The sequence below is a fragment of the Nocardia amikacinitolerans NBRC 108937 genome (assembly GCF_001612615.1).
Lineage (GTDB): Bacteria > Actinomycetota > Actinomycetes > Mycobacteriales > Mycobacteriaceae > Nocardia > Nocardia amikacinitolerans.
This window is the reverse complement of sequence record NZ_BDAU01000007.1, coordinates 129,579-147,899: the sequence shown is the minus strand read 5'-3', so window position 1 is coordinate 147,899 and position 18,321 is coordinate 129,579. Positions and strand designations below refer to the sequence as shown.

Here is an 18,321-nt window from a genome sequence, read left to right as displayed (position 1 = left end):
ATCACATCTGCGCTGCGATCGGCGGCCGAGCAACCATGTTAGCCTGCCCTAACCCGACAAGGCGCGAGGTTCCTCGACGCCCAAGCCGAAAGGTTGCTAGAGAATGCTCCTTCCCGCCAAGACCCTGCGTGTTTCCGTGGCTACCGCCGCGGCGGCCCTCGCCGTTACGGTCGGGCTGACCGCCTGCGGCTCGGACGACTCGTCCGACACCGCCGCGACCACCACCTCGGCGGTGGCCACCACCGCGGCCGCGACCACCGGCGCCGCGGGCGGCCACGACCACGCGGGCGCGGACGCGCCCAAGGCCGAGGAACTGCAGGCCACCCTGGCGCTGGTCGCCGACCCGAGCAAGCCGACGGCCGAGAAGACCGCGGTCATCGTGGACGGCGAGAAGCGCACCGCCAACATCGACCAGATGAACCAGCTGCTCGCGGGCTACGGCCAGCTCACCTTCGCGGTGACCGACGTCAAGACCGAGGGCGAGACCGCGACCGCGCAGGTCGTCATCACCTCGCCGCACGGCTCGGCCCCCGCGATGCCGATGACCTGGCAGCACGTCGACGGCAAGTGGAAGCTCTCGGACGCCACCGCCTGCACCCTGCTCGGCTTCGCGCAGGCGCCCTGCACGCCCTGACCGTACCGCCGCCTTCACTCCGGCCGTACGCGGTCCTTCGATGGACCGCGTACGGCAGCGCGGGCGTCGCGACGCCTCAGCCCTTCGAGGGGCGGCGTTGCGGCTTGGGGGTGACCACTCCCTCGGCCAGCCTGCGCGCGCTCACCAGGAACGCCGTGTGGCCCTGCATGCGGTGTTCGGGGCGCACGGCGAGGCCGACGACGTGCCAGCCGCGGACCATCGACTCCCAGGACCGCGGCTCGGTCCAGCATTCCTGCTCGCGTAGCGCCTCGACCACCTTGGACAACTGGGTGACGGTCGCGACGTAGACGATGAGGACGCCGCCGGGCACCAGCGCCTTGGACACCGCGGGCAGCGCGTCCCACGGCGCCAGCATGTCGAGCACCACCCGGTCCACCGGGTCGCCGGTGTAGTCGGCGACGTCGCCGACGGTGAGACTCCAGTTAGCTGGACGTTCGCCGAAGAACCGTTCGACATTGCGGACGGCGTGCTCGGCGTGGTCATCGCGGATCTCGTAGGACACGACTTCGCCCTCCGGGCCAACCGCGCGCAACAGCGAACACGTCAGCGCGCCGGAGCCAGCGCCTGCCTCCAGAACGCGCGCGCCGGGGAACACATCGCCCTCGTGCACGATCTGCGCGGCGTCCTTCGGGTAGATCACGGCGGCGCCTCGCGGCATGGACAGCACGTAGTCGACGAGCAGCGGCCGCAGCGCGAGGTACGGGGTGCCGTTGGTGGAGTGCACGAGGCTGCCTTCGTCGGCGCCGATCAGATCGTCGTGCTTGATCCCGCCCCGGTGGGTGTGGAACTCCTTGCCCGGCTCCAAGATCACCGTGTAGAGGCGTCCCTTGGCATCGGTCAGCTGCACCCGGTCCCCGGTGGTGAATGGCCCGGTCCGTCTGGCCGTCATGAATCTCCGTTCGCTGCTCGTCGTCGCGCTGTCGTCGCGGTTCGGCACCGGCGTGTCGGTGCCGCCGGATAGCCTGCCAGGTATGCCAGCGCCCGTGTCCACGCCCCCTGCCGACGCCGCCTCCGCCGGGCCGCCCGCGCCCGCCGAAGCACGCCGCAGGCCCGCGCTGTCGCCTTCGCGGGCAATGGATTTCAAGCAGTGCCCGCTGAAGTACCGCTTCCGTGCGATCGACCGGATCCCGGAGCCGCCCTCGCGCCACGCGGTGCGCGGCACGGTGGTGCACGCGGTGCTGGAGGACCTGTACGGACTGCCCGCGGCGGAGCGCGGACCCGAGCGGGCCGACGCGCTGGTGGAGCCGGCCTGGGCGCGGGTGCTCGCGGCGCAGCCGGAGGTGGCGGAGCCGATCGAGGCCGACGGGCTCGGGCCGTTCCTCGACGAGGTCCGCGCGCTGGTCGAGAGCTACTACCAGCTGGAGGACCCGACCCGGTTCGAGCCGGAGTCGCGCGAGGCGCGGGTGGAGGTCGAACTGGACGACGGGGTGCTGCTGCGCGGATACGTCGACCGGATCGACGTGGCCCCGACCGGTGAGCTGCGGGTGGTCGACTACAAGACCGGCCGCGCGCCCGGTCTCGCGCAGGAGACCAAGGCGCTGTTCCAGCTGAAGTTCTACGCGCTGGTGGTGCTGCGCACCCGCGGCGTGCTGCCCGCCCAGCTGCGCCTGATCTACCTGGCCGACCGGCAGATCCTCACCTACGCGCCCGACGCCGAGGAGCTGGGCCGCTTCGAGCGCACCCTGTCCGCGCTGTGGACGGCCGTGCGCGAGGCAGGCCGCACCGGGGAGTTCCCGCCGACCACCAGCTGGCTGTGCGACTACTGCGACTACAAACCGCTGTGCCCGGAGTTCGGCGGCACCCCGCCGCCGTACCCCGGCTGGCCGGAGAACGACGGCGAGTCGCCGGACGAGACGCTGGCCGAGGCCGTCGCCGACTGACAGTGCGGCCGGAGACCGCGCGCCCCGATCCGGACCACCGTCGGACGCGGAATCGCTTGCGGCACCGCGTTTCCGAGCACGCCGGTGGCGCGGGGTCGGCGTCCAGCCGTCAGAAGGCGCGGCAGGAGCGGATGTCGGTGGCCAGGATGGCCTTGGCGCCGAGGTCGGCCAGCTCGTCCATCACCGCGTTGCCCTTGCCGCGCGGCACCAGCGCCCGCACCGCGACCCAGTCGGCGTCGGCGAGCGGGGAGACGGTCGGCGATTCCAGGCCCGGCGTGATCCGCACGGCCTGCTCGAGCAGCTCCTTCGGGCAGTCGTAGTCCAGCATCAGGTACTGCTGAGCGAACACCACGCCCTGGACACGGGCGATGAGCTGGTTGCGGGCCCGATCGTTCTGGTCCGAGCCGACCGCCTCGATGAGCACGCCCTCCGAATCGCAGAGGGTCTCGCCAAAGGCGACCAGGTTGTGCTGGCGCAGCGTGCGCCCCGAGCCGACCACGTCGGCGATGGCGTCGGCGACGCCGAGCTGGATCGAGATCTCCACCGCGCCGTCGAGGCGGATCACCTCGGCCTCGATGCCGCGACGCCGCAGATCCGCGAGCACCAGGTTCGGGTAGGAGGTGGCGATGCGCTTGTCGTGCAGGTCCTCGACCTTCCACTCCCGGCCCGCGGGGGCGGCGTAGCGGAAGGTCGAGCGGCCGAAACCGAGCGCCAGCCGCTCCTGCACCGGCGCGCCGGAGTCCAACGCGAGATCGCGGCCGGTGATGCCGAGGTCGAGTTCACCGGAACCGACGTAGACCGCGATGTCCTTGGGACGCAGGAAGTAGAACTCGACCTGGTTCGCGGGATCGAGGACGCTCAGGTCGCGGGAATCGGTGCGCTTGCGGTATCCGGCCTCGGCCAGGATGGAGGTCGCGGATTCGGACAGGGCGCCTTTGTTGGGGACTGCGACGCGCAGCATGGGGTGGGCTTCCTTTCGGTGTTCGACTTGGCCTGAGCGGGGGCCCTCCGTGGTCACGCTCCGCTACCGCCTCCGGGCCTGACCCGCTCCGGCGGGGAACGAAACTACGGAATGGACGCGACCGTCACAGATGTCGGTACACGTCGTCGAGCTTCAGTCCCCGGCCCACCATGAGCACCTGGACCCAGTAGAGCAGCTGCGAGATCTCCTCGGCCAGCGATTCGTCGCTCTCGTGTTCGGCGGCGAGCCAGACCTCGCCAGCCTCCTCGAGCACCTTCTTACCCTGGGCATGCACACCGGCGTCCAGCGCGGCCACGGTGCCGGAACCCTCGGGGCGGGTGATGGCACGATCCTGCAGCTCGGCGAACAGGGTTTCGAAAGTCTTCACGGCTGGTCATTCTCTCAGACGCGCGTTCCCAGCTACCGCCCCGGTCCACCACGGGACCGGGACGGCCCGCGCGCTCATCGCGCGGACGCTGGGCCTCATCGCGCGGACGCGGAGCTCAGCGCGGCCGGTCGACGCCGGTCACTCCCCCGACGCCAACAGCTCCGCCAGTTCGCGCACCGCCTCGCGCAGGTGATCGGCGAACGCGTACATCTGGTCGGCCACCGCCTTCGGAGTGGCCAGGTAGAGGTTCCAGCGGTCGGGCAGCAGCACGTAGGCGACGCCGATGCAGCGCGGGCTCGTCGAGCCGAAGCCGAAGTACTGGATGTTGACCGAGGGCGCGGAGCTGGTGCTGAGGTAGTCGTCGCGCATGATCGTCCAGCCGGGGCTGGTGTAGAGCGGAATCGGTTCGGTGACACCGAGTTCCGCGCCGCGGCGGCGCTGGATCCACTCCAGCTCCCACAGGTGCTGTTCCGGCGCTTCACCGGCCTGGCACTGCTTGGCCCGTTCGACGTGCTTGGCCGCGGCGGTGCGCGCGGCCGCGAGCCGGGCGGCGGTGTCGGCGGCCGGATCCTGCATGGTGTCGACGAAGGCGATCATCTCCGGGGTCACCACCCGCATGGCCTCGGTGCGGCCGTTGCGGTACTGGCGGGTCGCGATGGATTCGTAGGTGGCGCCGGTGATGCCCTTGCTTCGCCGGTGCGCGAGCTGGTAGCTCAACTGGGCGAAGGCGTCCGGCGAGATGCCGAGCTGCTTGGCCCGCGCAGTGCCGAAGTCCTCGAAAGAGACCGTCTGCGTGGCGTTTTCGGCCGCGTAGCCGGCGAAGGCCGCGCCCGCCGCCGCGATGTCGGTGCGCAGGGCGGCGTCGAGGGTGAACTCGATCGGCTCCACGGCGGGCAGCCCCTGCGCCTTGGCGCCCGAGCGCCGCGCGTGTTCGGCGGCGGGCGTCTCCAGCAGCGCGTCCACGAACGACAGGATGGTGGTGCCGTCCAGTCCGCAGTGCTCGACGTTGATGCCCGCCTGGCCGTCGCCGAAGACGATGAACGAGACCGCCTTGTCGAACCAGCGATTGGCGCTGTCGCCGTGCAGCAGCTGGTCGCAGGCGTGCAGGGCGTCGCGGGGGGTGAAGTCCTCCAGGCACAGACAGAACAGAGCCGTTTCGATGGTGTCGAGCGCCGCGACGTTGGCGGGTTCGGCGCGCAGCGCGGCCCGGCTCGCCGCCCATTCGGCGCGCGCCTTGGTGGTGAGGTGCCCGACGGCGGTGTCGGTGCGCGCCGAGCGCGATCCGGCCTTGAGCACCGCGCGCAGACCGTCGGCGAGATCGTCGAGGGAGTACGGCGCGCCGCCCGTGCCGATCACGTCCATCCGGAACATGCTGCCGCGGTAGAACACCACGATGTGCCGCTCCTGCGAGGGGCCTGGCCACTCGGGGCTGTACGGCACCCGCACCGTGTCCTGCTGTTCGCCGGGAATCCTGGTCTCGGAGAACAGGTACTTGTTCTGCCACATGGACAGTTGCTGCCCGCGCTGGGTGACCGGCGGGATGGCTTCCTCGTCGAGGGCCAGCTTGTAGTCCACGGCCGCCGAGACGATGGCCGCCGCGCGCTCGACCTGATCGGCCGCGGTGGACGCGGCCAGCGGCGTGTCGTCGCGGAAGAGGAAGAAGAAGTTGGCGTTCAACGCGATTCGATCACGTCGGCCGAGGTAGCGCGACGGCCAGAACAGGTCGAGCCAGCTGCCCACACCGGGGGTGGCGTCGTACTCCGCCAGTGCCGCGTGCAGTGTCCGGCCGGGACCGTCCGGCCGGAGCAGGTCGGCGACCGCCGCCTCGGTGGTGGCGAGTTCGTCGTCGCTGAGCAGCGGGGTGCACCATTCCAGGAACCTGGCGCAGCTGTCCTCCAGTGTCGGCAGCGGTACCCGGGGCAGGTGGTCTTCGGCGGCGAAGGTGCGGTCGGTCAAGTCGGAGTCCTCGGGGTTCGGGTGCGGTGGGTGAGACGCGCACGGCGAGACAGCGTCCGTGCGTGCGGGGGTGGAGTGCGTCGCTCCACTACAGATCCTCGGCGACGATGCCGAGTTTCGACAAGAGGCTGCCGGTGTTTTCGGGCGAAACCTTCAGGCGCGGCCCTTGGGACCGGGCCGCGACAGGTAGAGATGCGCGTACAGCCAGCCGTCGGCTTCCCGGTCTCTGGTGTCGATTCCCCTGTCGGACAGCGTGTTCAGCACGCGTTGTTGTTCGTCGGCGGAGGCGAACCTGCGCTGCTGGAACAGACCGGGCGCCCGCTCCGTGCGGTAGCCGAGCGCGGCGAGTTCCTCGGCCATCGGATCGAAGTCGAACATGCGCAGCACGAAGTGCGCCATCCACGGCCTGCGCCGCGGGTGCGCGGTGGCGATCCGCAGCAGAGTCTTCTCGGTGACGTACCCGATGCAGCCGGTCGACAGCACGATGTCGGCGGCGGCGAGCACCTCGCGCTGTCCGTCGGTGGGATCGGCGGATTCGAGGTCGGCGTGCACGGTGTCGTGCAGCAATCCCGCGGCCAGCGCGTAGTCGAGCGCAGGGCGGGCGGCGTCGATGCCCACGAAGCGCACGTCGTGGTAATGATCGTGCTCGGCGAGGCGGGCGCGATCGCGGGCGATCAGGCCGTCGCGGTCGGCGTCCGCGGCGTCGCGGTAGTGCGCGGCGAGCTCGCCGATGCCGGTGTCGAAGCGCAGCAGCGCCGCGGTCACGCCGTAGGAGCAGCCGATGTCCAGCACGGTCGGCGCCGCGACGCGGGCGGAGGCGCGATACTCCCGGATCTGCTGCTCGAAGAACGGCTTCGCCAGTTCGGGTATGCGGTAGTCCAGCTCGGACATCCGTGCGTAGTACTCGCGAGGATCGGGACGGTCGTAGATGTCGTCGAAGGAGGCTTTCCCGGTCGTGTCTAGGGGTACTGGCACGTGTGTTCCTCTCGGGTCGAGCTGGGCTCAGTCGAGTAGTCGGTCGCCGCGAACCAGGCGGTCCTCGGCGACGTGTTCGGGCAAAACGCGACCGAACAGCTGGCGGGTCCGCTCCACGGTGCCGATGACACCCGGCCGGTCGGTATAGGCGAAGATCGCCGAATGTCGTTGCCTGCCACCGGAAACCGGCGACACGCGGTGCAGCGAGAAGCGTCCTTGGAACAGTTGCAGGTCGCCGGGGCGCAGCTCGAGCTTACGGATCAGGCGCTCGCCGGACCCGGTCAGCACGTCGCGCACGTCGGCGAGGTTCTCGGCGTGCGGCGAGCGGATGCCTGGGCAGTACTCGAAGACCCCGCCCACTTCGGGCAGCTGGGTGAGCATGCTGACGGTGAACTCGTTGGTGTCGAAGTGCCACGGGTGCGACATGCCGGGGGCGACCACGTTCAGGCACAGCCCGGCCAGCGGGTCGGCGTATTCGTGCAACTCGGGCAGATCGAAGCAGTCCGCGACGAAGCGCTGGAACGCGGCACTGGTATAGAGCCGGTGGATCAGCGTGTCGGCGGGGATGCGGTCGCGCGGCACGAAGGCGTTGCCGCGTTCCAGCACGATGCGGCCCGGATGATCCTGGGGCAGTTCGGTATCCAGCGGGATGTTGTAGGCGTTGACCCGCTCGACCTCGTAGTGCGCGTGCGGCGCCATGTCTTCGCCCTGCGCGCGCAGCGTCTCGACGAGCTCGGGCCGGATGAACTCGCGCAGCACCGTGCAGCCGCTCTCGGCCAGGTCGGCCCGCGCCGCGTCGACCGCCGTCCGCCATCCCGCCGAGTCCGGCGATTCGAGCGGATACCTTGCGGTGTCGACGATTTCGTCCAACACACCCGTCGCAGCCATGGCGTCATTTTGGTGCAGCGCCCGACGACACGCCCGGGGATTCGGAAAAGTTGCCGGTGAGTGCGGTCACACTTACTATCTGCGCGCATTTGCGTTGCAGCACAGTAACTCCCGCGCGTTTTCAGGTGCTCGGAACACCATTGGACCGACCAGTCTTGTGCCGGACGACAACCCGAAAATGTGAAGGGGCGTCAGGTGCGGAGAGTCTGTTCCAGGTCGGTCAGGGTGAGGCCGACCAACGTGTCGCGGAAGACGAGGCCGGGGGCGCGCGAGACCGGGATCTCACAGGGGACGACGAGGACCGCACAGCCCGCGGCCGCGGCGGCACGGGTGCCGGTCGGCGAATCCTCGATCGCCACGCAGTCGCGCGGGTGCACGCCGAGCAGGTCGGCGGCGCGCAGGTAGACGTCCGGCTCGGGTTTGCCCTCGGGCACCTCGTCGCCACAGACGGAGACGTCGAAGAAGTCACGGCCGAGGGTGTCCAGACCGTATTCGGTCAGCGAGCGCTTGGTGTTGGTGACGAGCGCCGAGGCCAGGCCCGCGTCGCGGACCAAGCCGAGCGCGTCCTTGGCGCCGGGCCGCCACGGGATGGGGCCGGTCATCAACTCGGTGACGCGCTGCTCCAGGAAGCCCGCGGCGTCGCGCAGTGCCTCCGGCGTCGGATCGAGTCCGAGGCCGTTGAACAGGATGCGCAGGGCGTTCGGGCCGGACGCGCCGATGAGCGCGTGCCGGATCTCGTCGGTCATCGCGCTGCCGAGTCGCACCGCGAGCTCGCGAACGGCCATGTCCCAGAGCTTCTCCGAGTCCAGCAGCGTCCCGTCCATGTCCCACAGCACCGCGGCGAGTCGCGCTGTCACGTGCGGTATGTCTCCTCGTGTTCCCCGGCTCATACGCCGGAACCGGTGATGACCATCCGGCCGCCGTCCTGGCGGACCTGGATCCAGCGGTTCTCCCGGTCCACCGCGCCGTTGGTCTTCACGTAGGTCAGGGAGACGGTCGCGCCGTCGTTGCCTCGCGGCGTGATGCCGTTGACCTGGACTGAGCGGATGGTGGACCAGAACGAGGCGTAGGAGTTGTAGCCGCCGGTCTGGGCCTGGTAGCCGGGCGAGAGCTGCGACCACGCGCCGGACACGTTGCCGGGCAGCATGCCGTAGTAGCCCTGGATGAACTGGGCGACCCGGTCCGGTGTCGGCGGCCCGAACGGCGTCGTGGTGATCGTGGTCGTCGGCGGCCGCGTTGTACTGCTCGGGCTGGTCGACGGCGCGGCGCTGCTGGATGGCGTGGCGGGCACGATCGTCGGGGTCTCGGTGTTCTGCGGTGCGGCGGTGGGCACCTGGGCCTGGGGCTCCTCGGTTTGATCCCCGCCGGTGCCGGGCGGCGGCTGCAGCGCCTCGCTCGTCCCCGGCTGCGGGGCTGCGGTCTGGCCGTCCGATCCGCCTCGGTCCCCGCCGGAGGACAGCGCGAACGCCACCACAACGACCAGCACGACCACCGCGGCGGCGGCCAGCACGGCGAGGGTCTGTTTGTTCGGCCCGGCGCCGCCACCGGTCGCGCCGGGCAGCGTGCCGCCGCCGGACGGTCCCGCCGTGCCCGGCCTCGGCGGCGAAGGCGGCGCGGCGGCGAGCGCCGCGCTCGGCACGAATTCGGTGGCGTCGGAAGCGTTCCCGGTGCTCGCGGTGGCGGCGGACGTAGCGAGCACGGTGGTCGCGTCGGCCCCTGGCGCCGGCAGCACCTTGGTCACCACCGGTGCGGCCGCCAGTGCCGGAACCCGGCCCGCCGCAACGGCTTCCAGCGCCTCCTTCGCCTCGCGCATGCTCGGGCGCGCGTCGATGCTCGCGGCGAGGAGGTGCATCAGCACCGGCGCGAGCCCGTCGGCGCGACGCGGCTCGGGCACCTCGGCGCGTGCGACGGCGTGCAGCACCGCGAGCGCGTTGTCGCCCTCGCCGAACGGCGGCGCGCCCTCCACCGCGGCGTACAGCGTGGAGCCGAGCGCGAACACGTCGGACGCCGGTTCCGGGTTCTCGCCGCGCGCCACCTCCGGCGCGAGATAGGCGGGGGTGCCCGCGAGGAATCCGGTAGCGGTGACGGTCACGTCGCCGACCGCGCGGGAGATGCCGAAGTCGGTGATCTTCACGGTGCCGTCGTCGGCGACGAGCAGGTTGGCCGGTTTCACATCGCGGTGCATGATGCCCGCGTCGTGCGCGGCGGCCAGCGCGGCGGCGGCCTGCGCGCCGATCTTGGCCACCTCGATCGGCGACAGGGTGCGATGCCCGGACAGCTTGGCCGCCAGGCTCGGCGCGTTCATGTACTCCATGACGAGCCACGGCTGGCCGTCCTCTTCGGCGACGTCGAAGACGGTGATCGCGTTCGGGTGGTGCAGCCGCGCGGCGATCCGCCCCTCGCGCATCGCGCGCAGTTTCGACTCCAGCGCCTGCTCCTTGGAGAGCCCTGGGCCGAGCAGCAGCTGTTTCACCGCCACGGTGCGGCGCAGTCGCACGTCGGTCGCCCGCCACACCACACCCATCGCGCCGGTGCCGATCGGATCCGTCAGCCGATACCGTCCAGCGATCAACCGGTCCGCCGTCATGTGGTCGTGCCCCTCCTGCTGTGCGCCGAGCCGTCGAGCACTCCGGCGCGCCCAGCGGGTTTCCGGCGAAATCCCTACGCGCCGAAGTGCTTCGCACCCGTCAGCAGCGAGACGAACGGCATCCGCCGACTGCTCCGGATGCAGTTGCAACTCTTCGACAATGGCATACCCATCCGACAGACTCCAGCCGCCTCGACGTGATGGCGCGGACCGGACGGTCGAATACCCGGACAGCCTCGAACCTTAAAGCGTACCCGCCGGTACCGGGTATTCGCGCCGCAGCCGTTCGGTGGTCGGCCACTTCCCGCCGATCCGCAGGTCAGCGGCAGGAATCGCGGGCCGAGCCTGCCCACGAGCACCTTCCCACAGCCGGTGAGCACCATCACATCGCTCAGGTCACGAGGGCGCCGCCCCCAGCGGAAACGGCGGCGCCGACATCCTCGCCGGACGGATCAGGCGTTGAAGTATTTCGCCTCGGGGTGCAGCAGGACGAAGGCGTCGGTGGACTGCTCGGGGTGCAGCTGGAGTTCCTCGGAGAGCACGACGCCGATGCGGTCGGCCTCGAGCAGGTCGACGAGCTTGGCGCGGTCCTCGAGGTCGGGGCAGGCGCCGTAGCCGAAGGAGTAGCGCGCGCCGCGGTAGCCGAGCTTGAAGTAGTCCTGCACGTCCTCGGGGTCGGATTCGGCCACCGAATGCCCTTCCAGGACCAGTTCTTCGCGGACGCGGCGGTGCCAGTACTCGGCGAGCGCCTCGGTGAGCTGGACGCCGATGCCGTGCACCTCGAGGTAGTCGCGGTAGTTGTCGGCGGCGAACAGTTCGTTGGCGAAGTCGGCGATGGGCTGGCCCATGGTCACCAACTGGAACGGCAGCACGTCGACCTGGCCGGTCTCGCGGGCCTTGGCCCGCGAGCGGATGAAGTCGGCGATGCACAGGAACCGGTCGCGCTGCTGGCGCGGGAAGGTGAACCGATACCGTTCCGACGCGTCCGGCTCGGGCTCGGTCAGCACGACGACCTCGTCGCCCTCCGACACCGCGGGGAAGTAGCCGTAGACCACCGCCGCGTGCTGCAGCACGCCCTCGGTGGAGAGCCGATCCAGCCAGGCCCGCAGCCGGGGTCGGCCTTCGGTTTCCACCAGTTCCTCGTAGGAGGGTCCGTCACCGCCGCGCTGGCCGCGCAGACCCCACTGACCCAAGAACAGCGCCCGCTCGTCGAGCAGACCCGAGTAGTCGTGCAACGACAGGCCTTTGATCACCCGCGTGCCCCAGAACGGCGGCACCGGCACCGGCAGATCGGCGGCGACGTCGGAGCGCTCGGGCACCACCACGGGAGTCTCGGCGGCCTTGCGCTGGGCGGCGATCCGCTTGGACCGTTCGTGGCGGGCCTTGCGTTCGGCGGCCTTCTCGCGTTCGGCCACGGCCTCGGGGCTGTCGGGGTCCGGGCCGCCGCCGCGCTTGCGGGTCATGATGTCGTCCATCAGCCGCAGGCCCTCGAACGCGTCGCGGGCGTAGTGCACGTCGCCCTCGTAGACCTCGGTCAGGTCGTTCTCGACGTAGGCGCGGGTCAGCGCGGCCCCGCCCAACAGCACCGGGAACTGCTCGGCCACACCGCGGGCGTTGAGCTCCTCGAGGTTCTCCTTCATCACCACGGTCGACTTCACCAGCAGCCCCGACATGCCGATCACATCGGCCTTCTTGTCCACCGCGGCATCGAGGATGGTCGCGATCGGCTGCTTGATGCCGAGGTTGACCACCTCGTAGCCGTTGTTGGACAGGATGATGTCGACCAGGTTCTTGCCGATGTCGTGCACATCGCCTTTCACGGTGGCCAGCACGATCCGGCCCTTGCCGGAGTCGTCGGTGGCCTCCATGTGCGGCTCCAGGTAGGCGACCGCGGCCTTCATCACCTCCGCGGACTGCAATACGAACGGCAGCTGCATCTGACCGGAGCCGAACAGCTCGCCGACGGTCTTCATCCCCGCGAGCAGCGTCTCGTTGATGATCCGCAGCGGCGGCACCTCGGTCATCGCCGCGTCCAGGTCGGCCTCCATGCCCGCCTTCTCGCCGTCGACGATGCGCCGCTCGAGCCGCTCGAACAGCGGCAACGCCGCCAGCTCCTCGGCGCGCGACGCCTTCGACGACGACGCCGAGACACCCTCGAACAACTCCATCAACTTCTGCAACGGGTCGTAGTCTTCGGTGCGCCGGTCGTAGACCAGGTCCAGCGCGGTCTCGCGCTGCTCGTCCGGGATCCGGCTCATCGGCAGGATCTTGGAGGCGTGCACGATCGCCGAATCCAGCCCCGCCTGCACGCACTCGTGCATGAACACCGAGTTCAGCACCTGCCGCGCGGCCGCGTTCAAACCGAAGGAGATATTCGACAGACCCAGGGTCGTCTGCACCCGCGGGTGACGGCGCTTGAGTTCCCGGATGGCCTCGATGGTCTCCAGGCCGTCACGGCGGGACTCCTCCTGACCGGTGCCCAGGGTGAAGGTCAGGGTGTCGATGATGATGTCGGACTCGGCCAGACCCCAGTTGCCGGTGATGTCGGCGATCAGACGCTCGGCGATCTCCACCTTCTTCTCGGCGGTGCGAGCTTGGCCTTCCTCGTCGATGGTCAGCGCGACCACCGCGGCGCCGTGCTCGGCGACCAACCGCATGGTCTGTTGGAACCGGGACTCCGGTCCGTCACCGTCCTCGTAGTTCACCGAGTTCACCGCGCAGCGGCCGCCCAAGTGCTCGAGCCCGGCTTGCAGCACCGGGGTCTCGGTGGAGTCCAGCATGATCGGCAGGGTCGATGCGGTCGCCAGGCGCGAGGCCAGCGCCTCCATGTCCTTGCTTCCGTCGCGGCCGACATAGTCGACGCACAGATCCAGCATGTGCGCGCCGTCCCGCGTCTGGTCCTTGGCGATGTCGAGGCACTTCTGCCAGTCCTCGGCCAGCATCGCCTCGCGGAAAGCCTTGGAACCGTTGGCATTCGTGCGCTCGCCGATCATCATCACCGAAGCGTCCTGCTCGAACGGCACCGCGGTGTACATGCTCGACACGCTCGGCTCGTGCACCGGCGAGCGGCGCTGCGCGATCGGCGCCAGCGTCGGCTCGACCTCGCGCACCGCCTCGCGCATCTGACGGATGTGCTCGGGCGTGGTGCCGCAGCACCCGCCGACCAGCGCCAACCCGAACTCGCTGACGAACTGGCGCATGGAAACGGCCAGTTCCTCCGGCGTCAACGGGTACTCGGCGCCCTTGGCGCCGAGCACCGGCAGACCCGCGTTCGGCATCACCGACACCGGCACCCGCGAGTGCCGCGACAGATGCCGCAGGTGTTCGCTCATCTCGTCCGGGCCGGTCGCGCAGTTCAACCCGATCATGTCGATGCCGAGCGGCTCGATCGCGGTCAACGCCGCGCCGATCTCACTGCCGACCAGCATCGTGCCGGTCGTCTCCACCGTCACGTGGGTGATGATCGGAATCCGGCGGCCCGCCCGCTCCATCGCCCGCTTGCTGCCCGTCACCGCCGCCTTGACCTGCAACAGGTCCTGGCAGGTCTCGATCAGGATCGCGTCCGCGCCGCCCTCCAGCATGCCGAGCGCGGCCTCGACGTACGCGTCGCGCAACACCGTGTACGGCGCGTGCCCCAGCGTCGGCAACTTCGTGCCAGGGCCCATCGAGCCGAGCACGTACCGCGGCGTGCCGTCCTCGCTCGGCCCCATCTCGTCGGCCACTTCACGCGCCAGACGGGTGCCACGCTCGGACAGATCGCGAATCCGATCCGCGATGTCGTAATCGGCCAGGTTCGGCAGGTTGCAGCCGAAGGTGTTGGTCTCGACCGCGTCCGCGCCCGCCTCGAAGTACGCCCGATGGATGGCGCGCAGCACGTCGGGCCGGGTCTCGTTGAGGATCTCGTTACAGCCTTCGAGCCCACGGAAATCGTCCAGCGTCAGATCCGCCGCCTGCAACATCGTGCCCATCGCGCCGTCACCGATGACGACACGCCGGGCGAGCGTGTCGAGAAGCGTGGTATCGAACCCGGCGGAATTGGACACAGACATGGGTACAAGCGTAAAGGCCGGGTACGACCGCCAACCAACAGCCTGCGGATGGCCCTGGTGAGCGTGTGCCGCGCCACATTCGGCCGAGGGGCGTCCACCGGTCGACGGCGAGCCTCACGACGAGTCGGCGACCCTGGCGCGAACAACACCGGCATCGGCCCACCACCCCACTGGCGCGCAAGCGACACCGACGCGCCGTCCCCACCCGCCCGACCACCTCGAGGGCGAGTCTTACGAGCCCGTTCGCGGCCCGTCTCGCGGCCGAGACCGCGTGGCGCATGCGACGCAGTCGCGAGACGCGCGGTCTCGGACGCGAGACACCAGGGGGCCGCGAACACGCGCGCGCCAGCGCGCAATAGATACAGCACCGGGCGAGCGCACACCGTAGGCTGACCGGGTGAACCCCAGTGAAACTTCCGATTCGGAACTGCCGACGTTGCGGGATCCGGTGCTGGTTGCCGCCTTCGAGGGCTGGAACGACGCCGGTGACGCGGCGAGCGGCGCCGTGGAGCATCTGGAACTGATCTGGGACGCCGAGCCGCTGGCCGAACTCGATTCCGAGGACTACTACGACTATCAGGTGAATCGGCCGACGGTGCGTCAGGTCGACGGCGTGACCAGGGAAATCCAGTGGCCCGCCACCATGCTCTCGGTGTGTTCCCCGCCGGGCAGCGACCGGGATGTGGTGTTGCTGCGCGGGATCGAGCCGAACATGCGGTGGCGCAGCTTCTGCGCGGACCTGCTCGAGTTCATCGAACAGTTGGGCGTGCAGACCGTGGTGATTCTCGGCGCGCTGCTCGCCGACACCCCGCACACCAGGCCCGTCCCGGTCACCGGTTCCGCCTACAGCAAGGAAGCGGCCGAGCGTTTCAGCTTGGAACAGACCCGCTACGAGGGCCCGACCGGCATCACCGGCGTGCTGCAGGACCAGTGCGTCAAGGCCGGGGTGCCTGCCGTGTCGTTCTGGGCGGCGGTTCCGCACTACGTGTCGCAGCCGCCGAATCCCAAGGCGACGATCGCGTTGCTACATCGGGTCGAGGACGTGCTCGACATCGAGGTGCCGCTCGGCGAGTTGCCCAAGCAGGCCGAGGAGTGGGAGGCCGCGGTCAACGAGATGACGGTGGGCGACGAGGAGATCACCGAGTACGTGCGTTCGCTGGAAGAGCGCGGTGACGCGGCGGTCGATCTGAACGACGCGATGGCCAAGATCGATGGCGACGCGATCGCCGCGGAGTTCGAAAAGTACTTGCGCAGAAGGGGTCCCGGTAGTTTCGGGTTGTGATCGACTGCCCCGCGGCGCGATTCCGCGACGGCTCTTTCTCCTGTGGAGCAGTACGACAGCCCGCGAGCGAGCAGAACAACAGCTCGGTCCCCCGTGCGAGCAACACCGTCAGGTGTTGCTCGCATCCTTCGGTTCCGGGGTGGTCACGAGACGGTCGGTGGCGGGGCAGCGACGCTCGTCGCCCGCACCTCCTCGACGGTCCAGACCTGGGCCGCCGCGTCCTGGGCCAGCTTCGCGATCAGAATGTCGCGCGGAATCGTCTGGCCGGCAAAGTGATCGAGTGACGGCACCACCACGTGGTGCGCGTCGGCGCGCTTGAGTTCCTGCGTCAGTTCCGCGAACGCCGTGCCGTCACCCGCTGTCGATTCATGGAATGTTGCGGCGAAGCAAAGCCCTTCGGCTTGGGCGAGCGTGCTCATCGCCCGCTCGAGCTCTTCGCTGTGGCCGTCGGCCAGATCGTCACGCAAGTATCCATAGATCAACGCTTCCACCCGAACCTCCGTTGGATTGGGCCGCTGTTCTCTTGTTTGGATCTTCCCGTGCAGGGTACTGCCGGTGGGGCGGTCTCGGCCTTGCATCTGTACTTACAGACGCAAATCCGGCAATCCGACCGCTCCCTCCTCAGGATCGCTGACGCCAAACTGCGAATGCAGGTGTCAACCCAGTGACATCTAGATGCCCTATCCGGGCCACCGCGCGTTAACTGGTGCGATACTACAACCGTGGCCGCTGGAGACGATCGACCCGTCTGGGCTGTCCGGATGCGTTCCGAGCGCGATGCGAGGGGGTGGTCACAGGCCGACGCAGTCCGCGTGATGCGTGCGAAGTCTTCGCACAATCTGCCGACCGACAGCACGCTGCTACGCAATTGGCGGCGTTGGGAGTCGGGCGAGTCGCGACCCGACGACTTCTACGCGCCCATCATCGCCGCCGCGTTCGATACCGTCACGGCGGCGTTCTTTCCCAAGGCCAGACCGAACCGGGACGACGAACTGCTCTCGGCCACCGGGATGGACACGCTCGAGTTCATCGGCAGGCTGCGCATGTCCGACGTCTCCGCCGCGACGCTGGACGCCGTTCGGATCACCGCCGAGCGCCTGTGCTGCGAGTATTCCTACGCCGATCCGCACGAACTGCACGCCGAGGGCACGTCCTGGCTGCGCCGCATCACCTCGCTGCTGGACGGGCGGCTGACGCTGGCCCAGCACCGGGAGATCCTGGTGCTCGCCGGTTGGGTCGCGCTGCTGGTCGGCTGCGTGGACTACGACCTCGGCCGCCGCACCTCGGCGGAGGCGACCCGGCGCGCAGCGTGGTCGCTCGGCAATGAGGCCGGGCATCGCGAGATCACCGGCTGGGCCGCCGAAATGGCGGCGTGGTTCGCGCTCACCCAAGGTAACTACCGGGGCGCTGTGGAAGCGGTGGACGGCGCGTTGGAGGACAGCCGCGAGTTCGGCGTCGGCGTGCAACTCGCCGCGCAACGCGCCAAAGCGTGGGCGCGGCTTGGCGATCGGGGCGAGGTGGAGCGGGCGCTCGGCATCGGCCGGGCGATCCTGGAGCGACTCGACCATCCGGCGAACCTGGACAACCACTTCGTGGTCGATCCGCAGAAGTTCGACTTCTACGCGATGGACTGCTGCCGCGTCGCGGGCGAGGATCGGCTCGCGGAATCCTTTGCCCGCGAGGTCATCCGGAACTCCACCCGCGCCGACGGCACCCTGCGCAATCCGATGCGCGTCGCCGAGGCGCACTTGACGCTGGCCGTCGTCGCCGTGCGCAACCGCGACCTGGAACTCGCCGTGGCCGAGGGCATGCGCGCCTTCTCGGGCAAACGCCGCTCGCTGCCCTCGCTGATGTGGATCGCGGGCGAGGTGGCGCGCGAGATCATCGAACGCTACCCGGGCGATCCGCGCACCCGCTGCTACCTCGAGCAGCTGCGCGCCCTGTCCACCGAGTGAGCGGTCCCCGGCGGACGGCGGGCGAACGGCAGCGCGGCGGACCCAGCCACGCCGAACAGGGGTCGGTCTTGCCGGCGGCGACCGGCCCGCTACTACCCTGTTCCCGGTGACCGACTCCGACGACGGCCCGCCCCACGGCGATCAGCCCGGCTCAGCCCCCCTGGGTGACCAGCCTGGCCCCGCCGTGCACGGTAACCAATCCGGCACCGCCGTGCGCGGTGGTGAGGCCAGCGCGGGCCTCGGCGACAAACCCGCCTCGGCTGGTCTGGGTAACCAGCCTGACCCAGCCGTGCTCGGCACCGAGCCAGGCACTGCCGCCGCGGGTTATCAGTCCGGCTCGGTTGTCCAGGGTAACCAGCCAGGCTCCGCCGCGCGCGGTGACGAGCCCGGTTCAACCGTGCTCCGTAACCAGCCCGGCACAGCCGCGCTCGGCGGAAAGCCCCGCACGGCCGCGGCCGGTGACCAGCCCGGCACAACCGCGCTCGGCACCGAGCCCAGCACAGCCATTGCCGGTAACCCCAACACAGCCGCGTTCGGCGCGGAGCCCAGCGCAGCCACGCTCGGTAACCAGTCCGGCACAACCGTCCTCGACGCTGAGGCCGACACAGGTGCCCTCGGTAGCCAGTCCGGCTCAGCTGACCTGGGTGACCAACCACGCTCCGCCGTGCACGGTGCTGAGGCCGACACCTCAGCGCGTGGCAGCGCGCCGCAGCGCCGCAGCGATCGACGTCCGCATCGGACGGAG

The 18,321-nt window shown here is 69.8% G+C and carries 14 protein-coding genes; 4 read left to right on the top strand and 10 right to left on the bottom strand.

From position 1 onward, the window contains the following. Positions 1-103: 103 nt before the first annotated feature. On the top strand, positions 104-634 hold the full coding sequence (locus NAM01S_RS07080) for a WKL family lipoprotein (RefSeq protein WP_067781159.1): 531 nt from the start codon (positions 104-106) through the stop codon (positions 632-634). 76 nt (positions 635-710) lie between these two features. On the opposite strand, the gene NAM01S_RS07075 is transcribed toward NAM01S_RS07080, so the two are convergent. After that, complete coding sequence (locus NAM01S_RS07075) at positions 711-1,544, bottom strand: tRNA (adenine-N1)-methyltransferase (protein ID WP_067781156.1); 834 nt, start codon at positions 1,542-1,544, stop codon at positions 711-713. Between the two features lie 82 nt (positions 1,545-1,626). Between NAM01S_RS07075 and NAM01S_RS07070 the strand changes: the two genes are divergently transcribed. Further along, complete coding sequence (locus NAM01S_RS07070) at positions 1,627-2,535, top strand: RecB family exonuclease (protein WP_067781309.1); 909 nt, start codon at positions 1,627-1,629, stop codon at positions 2,533-2,535. A 109-nt stretch (positions 2,536-2,644) separates the two neighbouring features. Here the strand turns inward: NAM01S_RS07070 and hisG are convergent, their stop codons facing one another. The 8 genes from hisG to metH form a co-directional block, all read right to left on the bottom strand. Next, complete coding sequence (gene hisG, locus NAM01S_RS07065; protein WP_067781152.1) at positions 2,645-3,496, bottom strand: ATP phosphoribosyltransferase; 852 nt, start codon at positions 3,494-3,496, stop codon at positions 2,645-2,647. 124 nt (positions 3,497-3,620) lie between these two features. Continuing rightward, a complete protein-coding gene (locus NAM01S_RS07060) occupies positions 3,621-3,884 on the bottom strand; it encodes a phosphoribosyl-ATP diphosphatase (RefSeq protein WP_067781149.1) in 264 nt (87 codons plus the stop codon). 138 nt (positions 3,885-4,022) lie between these two features. Then, positions 4,023-5,840, bottom strand: a complete 1,818-nt coding sequence (locus NAM01S_RS07055; RefSeq protein WP_067781146.1) for a choline/carnitine O-acyltransferase — start codon at positions 5,838-5,840, stop codon at positions 4,023-4,025. Positions 5,841-5,993: 153 nt separating this feature from the next. Continuing rightward, positions 5,994-6,815, bottom strand: a complete 822-nt coding sequence (locus NAM01S_RS07050) for a class I SAM-dependent methyltransferase (protein WP_067781143.1) — start codon at positions 6,813-6,815, stop codon at positions 5,994-5,996. 27 nt (positions 6,816-6,842) lie between these two features. After that, positions 6,843-7,703, bottom strand: coding sequence for a HalD/BesD family halogenase (locus tag NAM01S_RS07045; protein WP_067781141.1), 861 nt, complete (start codon positions 7,701-7,703; stop codon positions 6,843-6,845). A 191-nt stretch (positions 7,704-7,894) separates the two neighbouring features. Continuing rightward, on the bottom strand, positions 7,895-8,560 hold the full coding sequence (locus tag NAM01S_RS07040; RefSeq protein ID WP_255284293.1) for an HAD family hydrolase: 666 nt from the start codon (positions 8,558-8,560) through the stop codon (positions 7,895-7,897). Between the two features lie 29 nt (positions 8,561-8,589). Next, positions 8,590-10,290 carry a serine/threonine-protein kinase gene (locus NAM01S_RS07035; protein ID WP_067781135.1) on the bottom strand — a complete coding sequence of 567 codons (1,701 nt, stop codon included), beginning with the start codon at positions 10,288-10,290 and terminating at the stop codon, positions 8,590-8,592. Between the two features lie 452 nt (positions 10,291-10,742). Further along, a complete protein-coding gene (gene metH / locus NAM01S_RS07025; protein WP_067781130.1) occupies positions 10,743-14,339 on the bottom strand; it encodes a methionine synthase in 3,597 nt (1,198 codons plus the stop codon). A gap of 397 nt (positions 14,340-14,736) precedes the next feature. Between metH and NAM01S_RS07020 the strand changes: the two genes are divergently transcribed. Next, entirely contained in the window at positions 14,737-15,621 is an 885-nt protein-coding gene (locus NAM01S_RS07020) for a PAC2 family protein (protein WP_067781127.1), read from the top strand. Between the two features lie 143 nt (positions 15,622-15,764). Here NAM01S_RS07020 and NAM01S_RS07015 read toward each other — a convergent pair whose 3' ends face one another. Then, entirely contained in the window at positions 15,765-16,112 is a 348-nt protein-coding gene (locus NAM01S_RS07015; RefSeq protein ID WP_067781124.1) for a hypothetical protein, read from the bottom strand. 324 nt (positions 16,113-16,436) lie between these two features. Between NAM01S_RS07015 and NAM01S_RS07010 the strand changes: the two genes are divergently transcribed. Then, a complete protein-coding gene (locus NAM01S_RS07010; protein ID WP_067781307.1) occupies positions 16,437-17,576 on the top strand; it encodes an NsdA family TPR-like regulatory protein in 1,140 nt (379 codons plus the stop codon). The last annotated feature ends 745 nt before the right edge of the window (positions 17,577-18,321 follow it).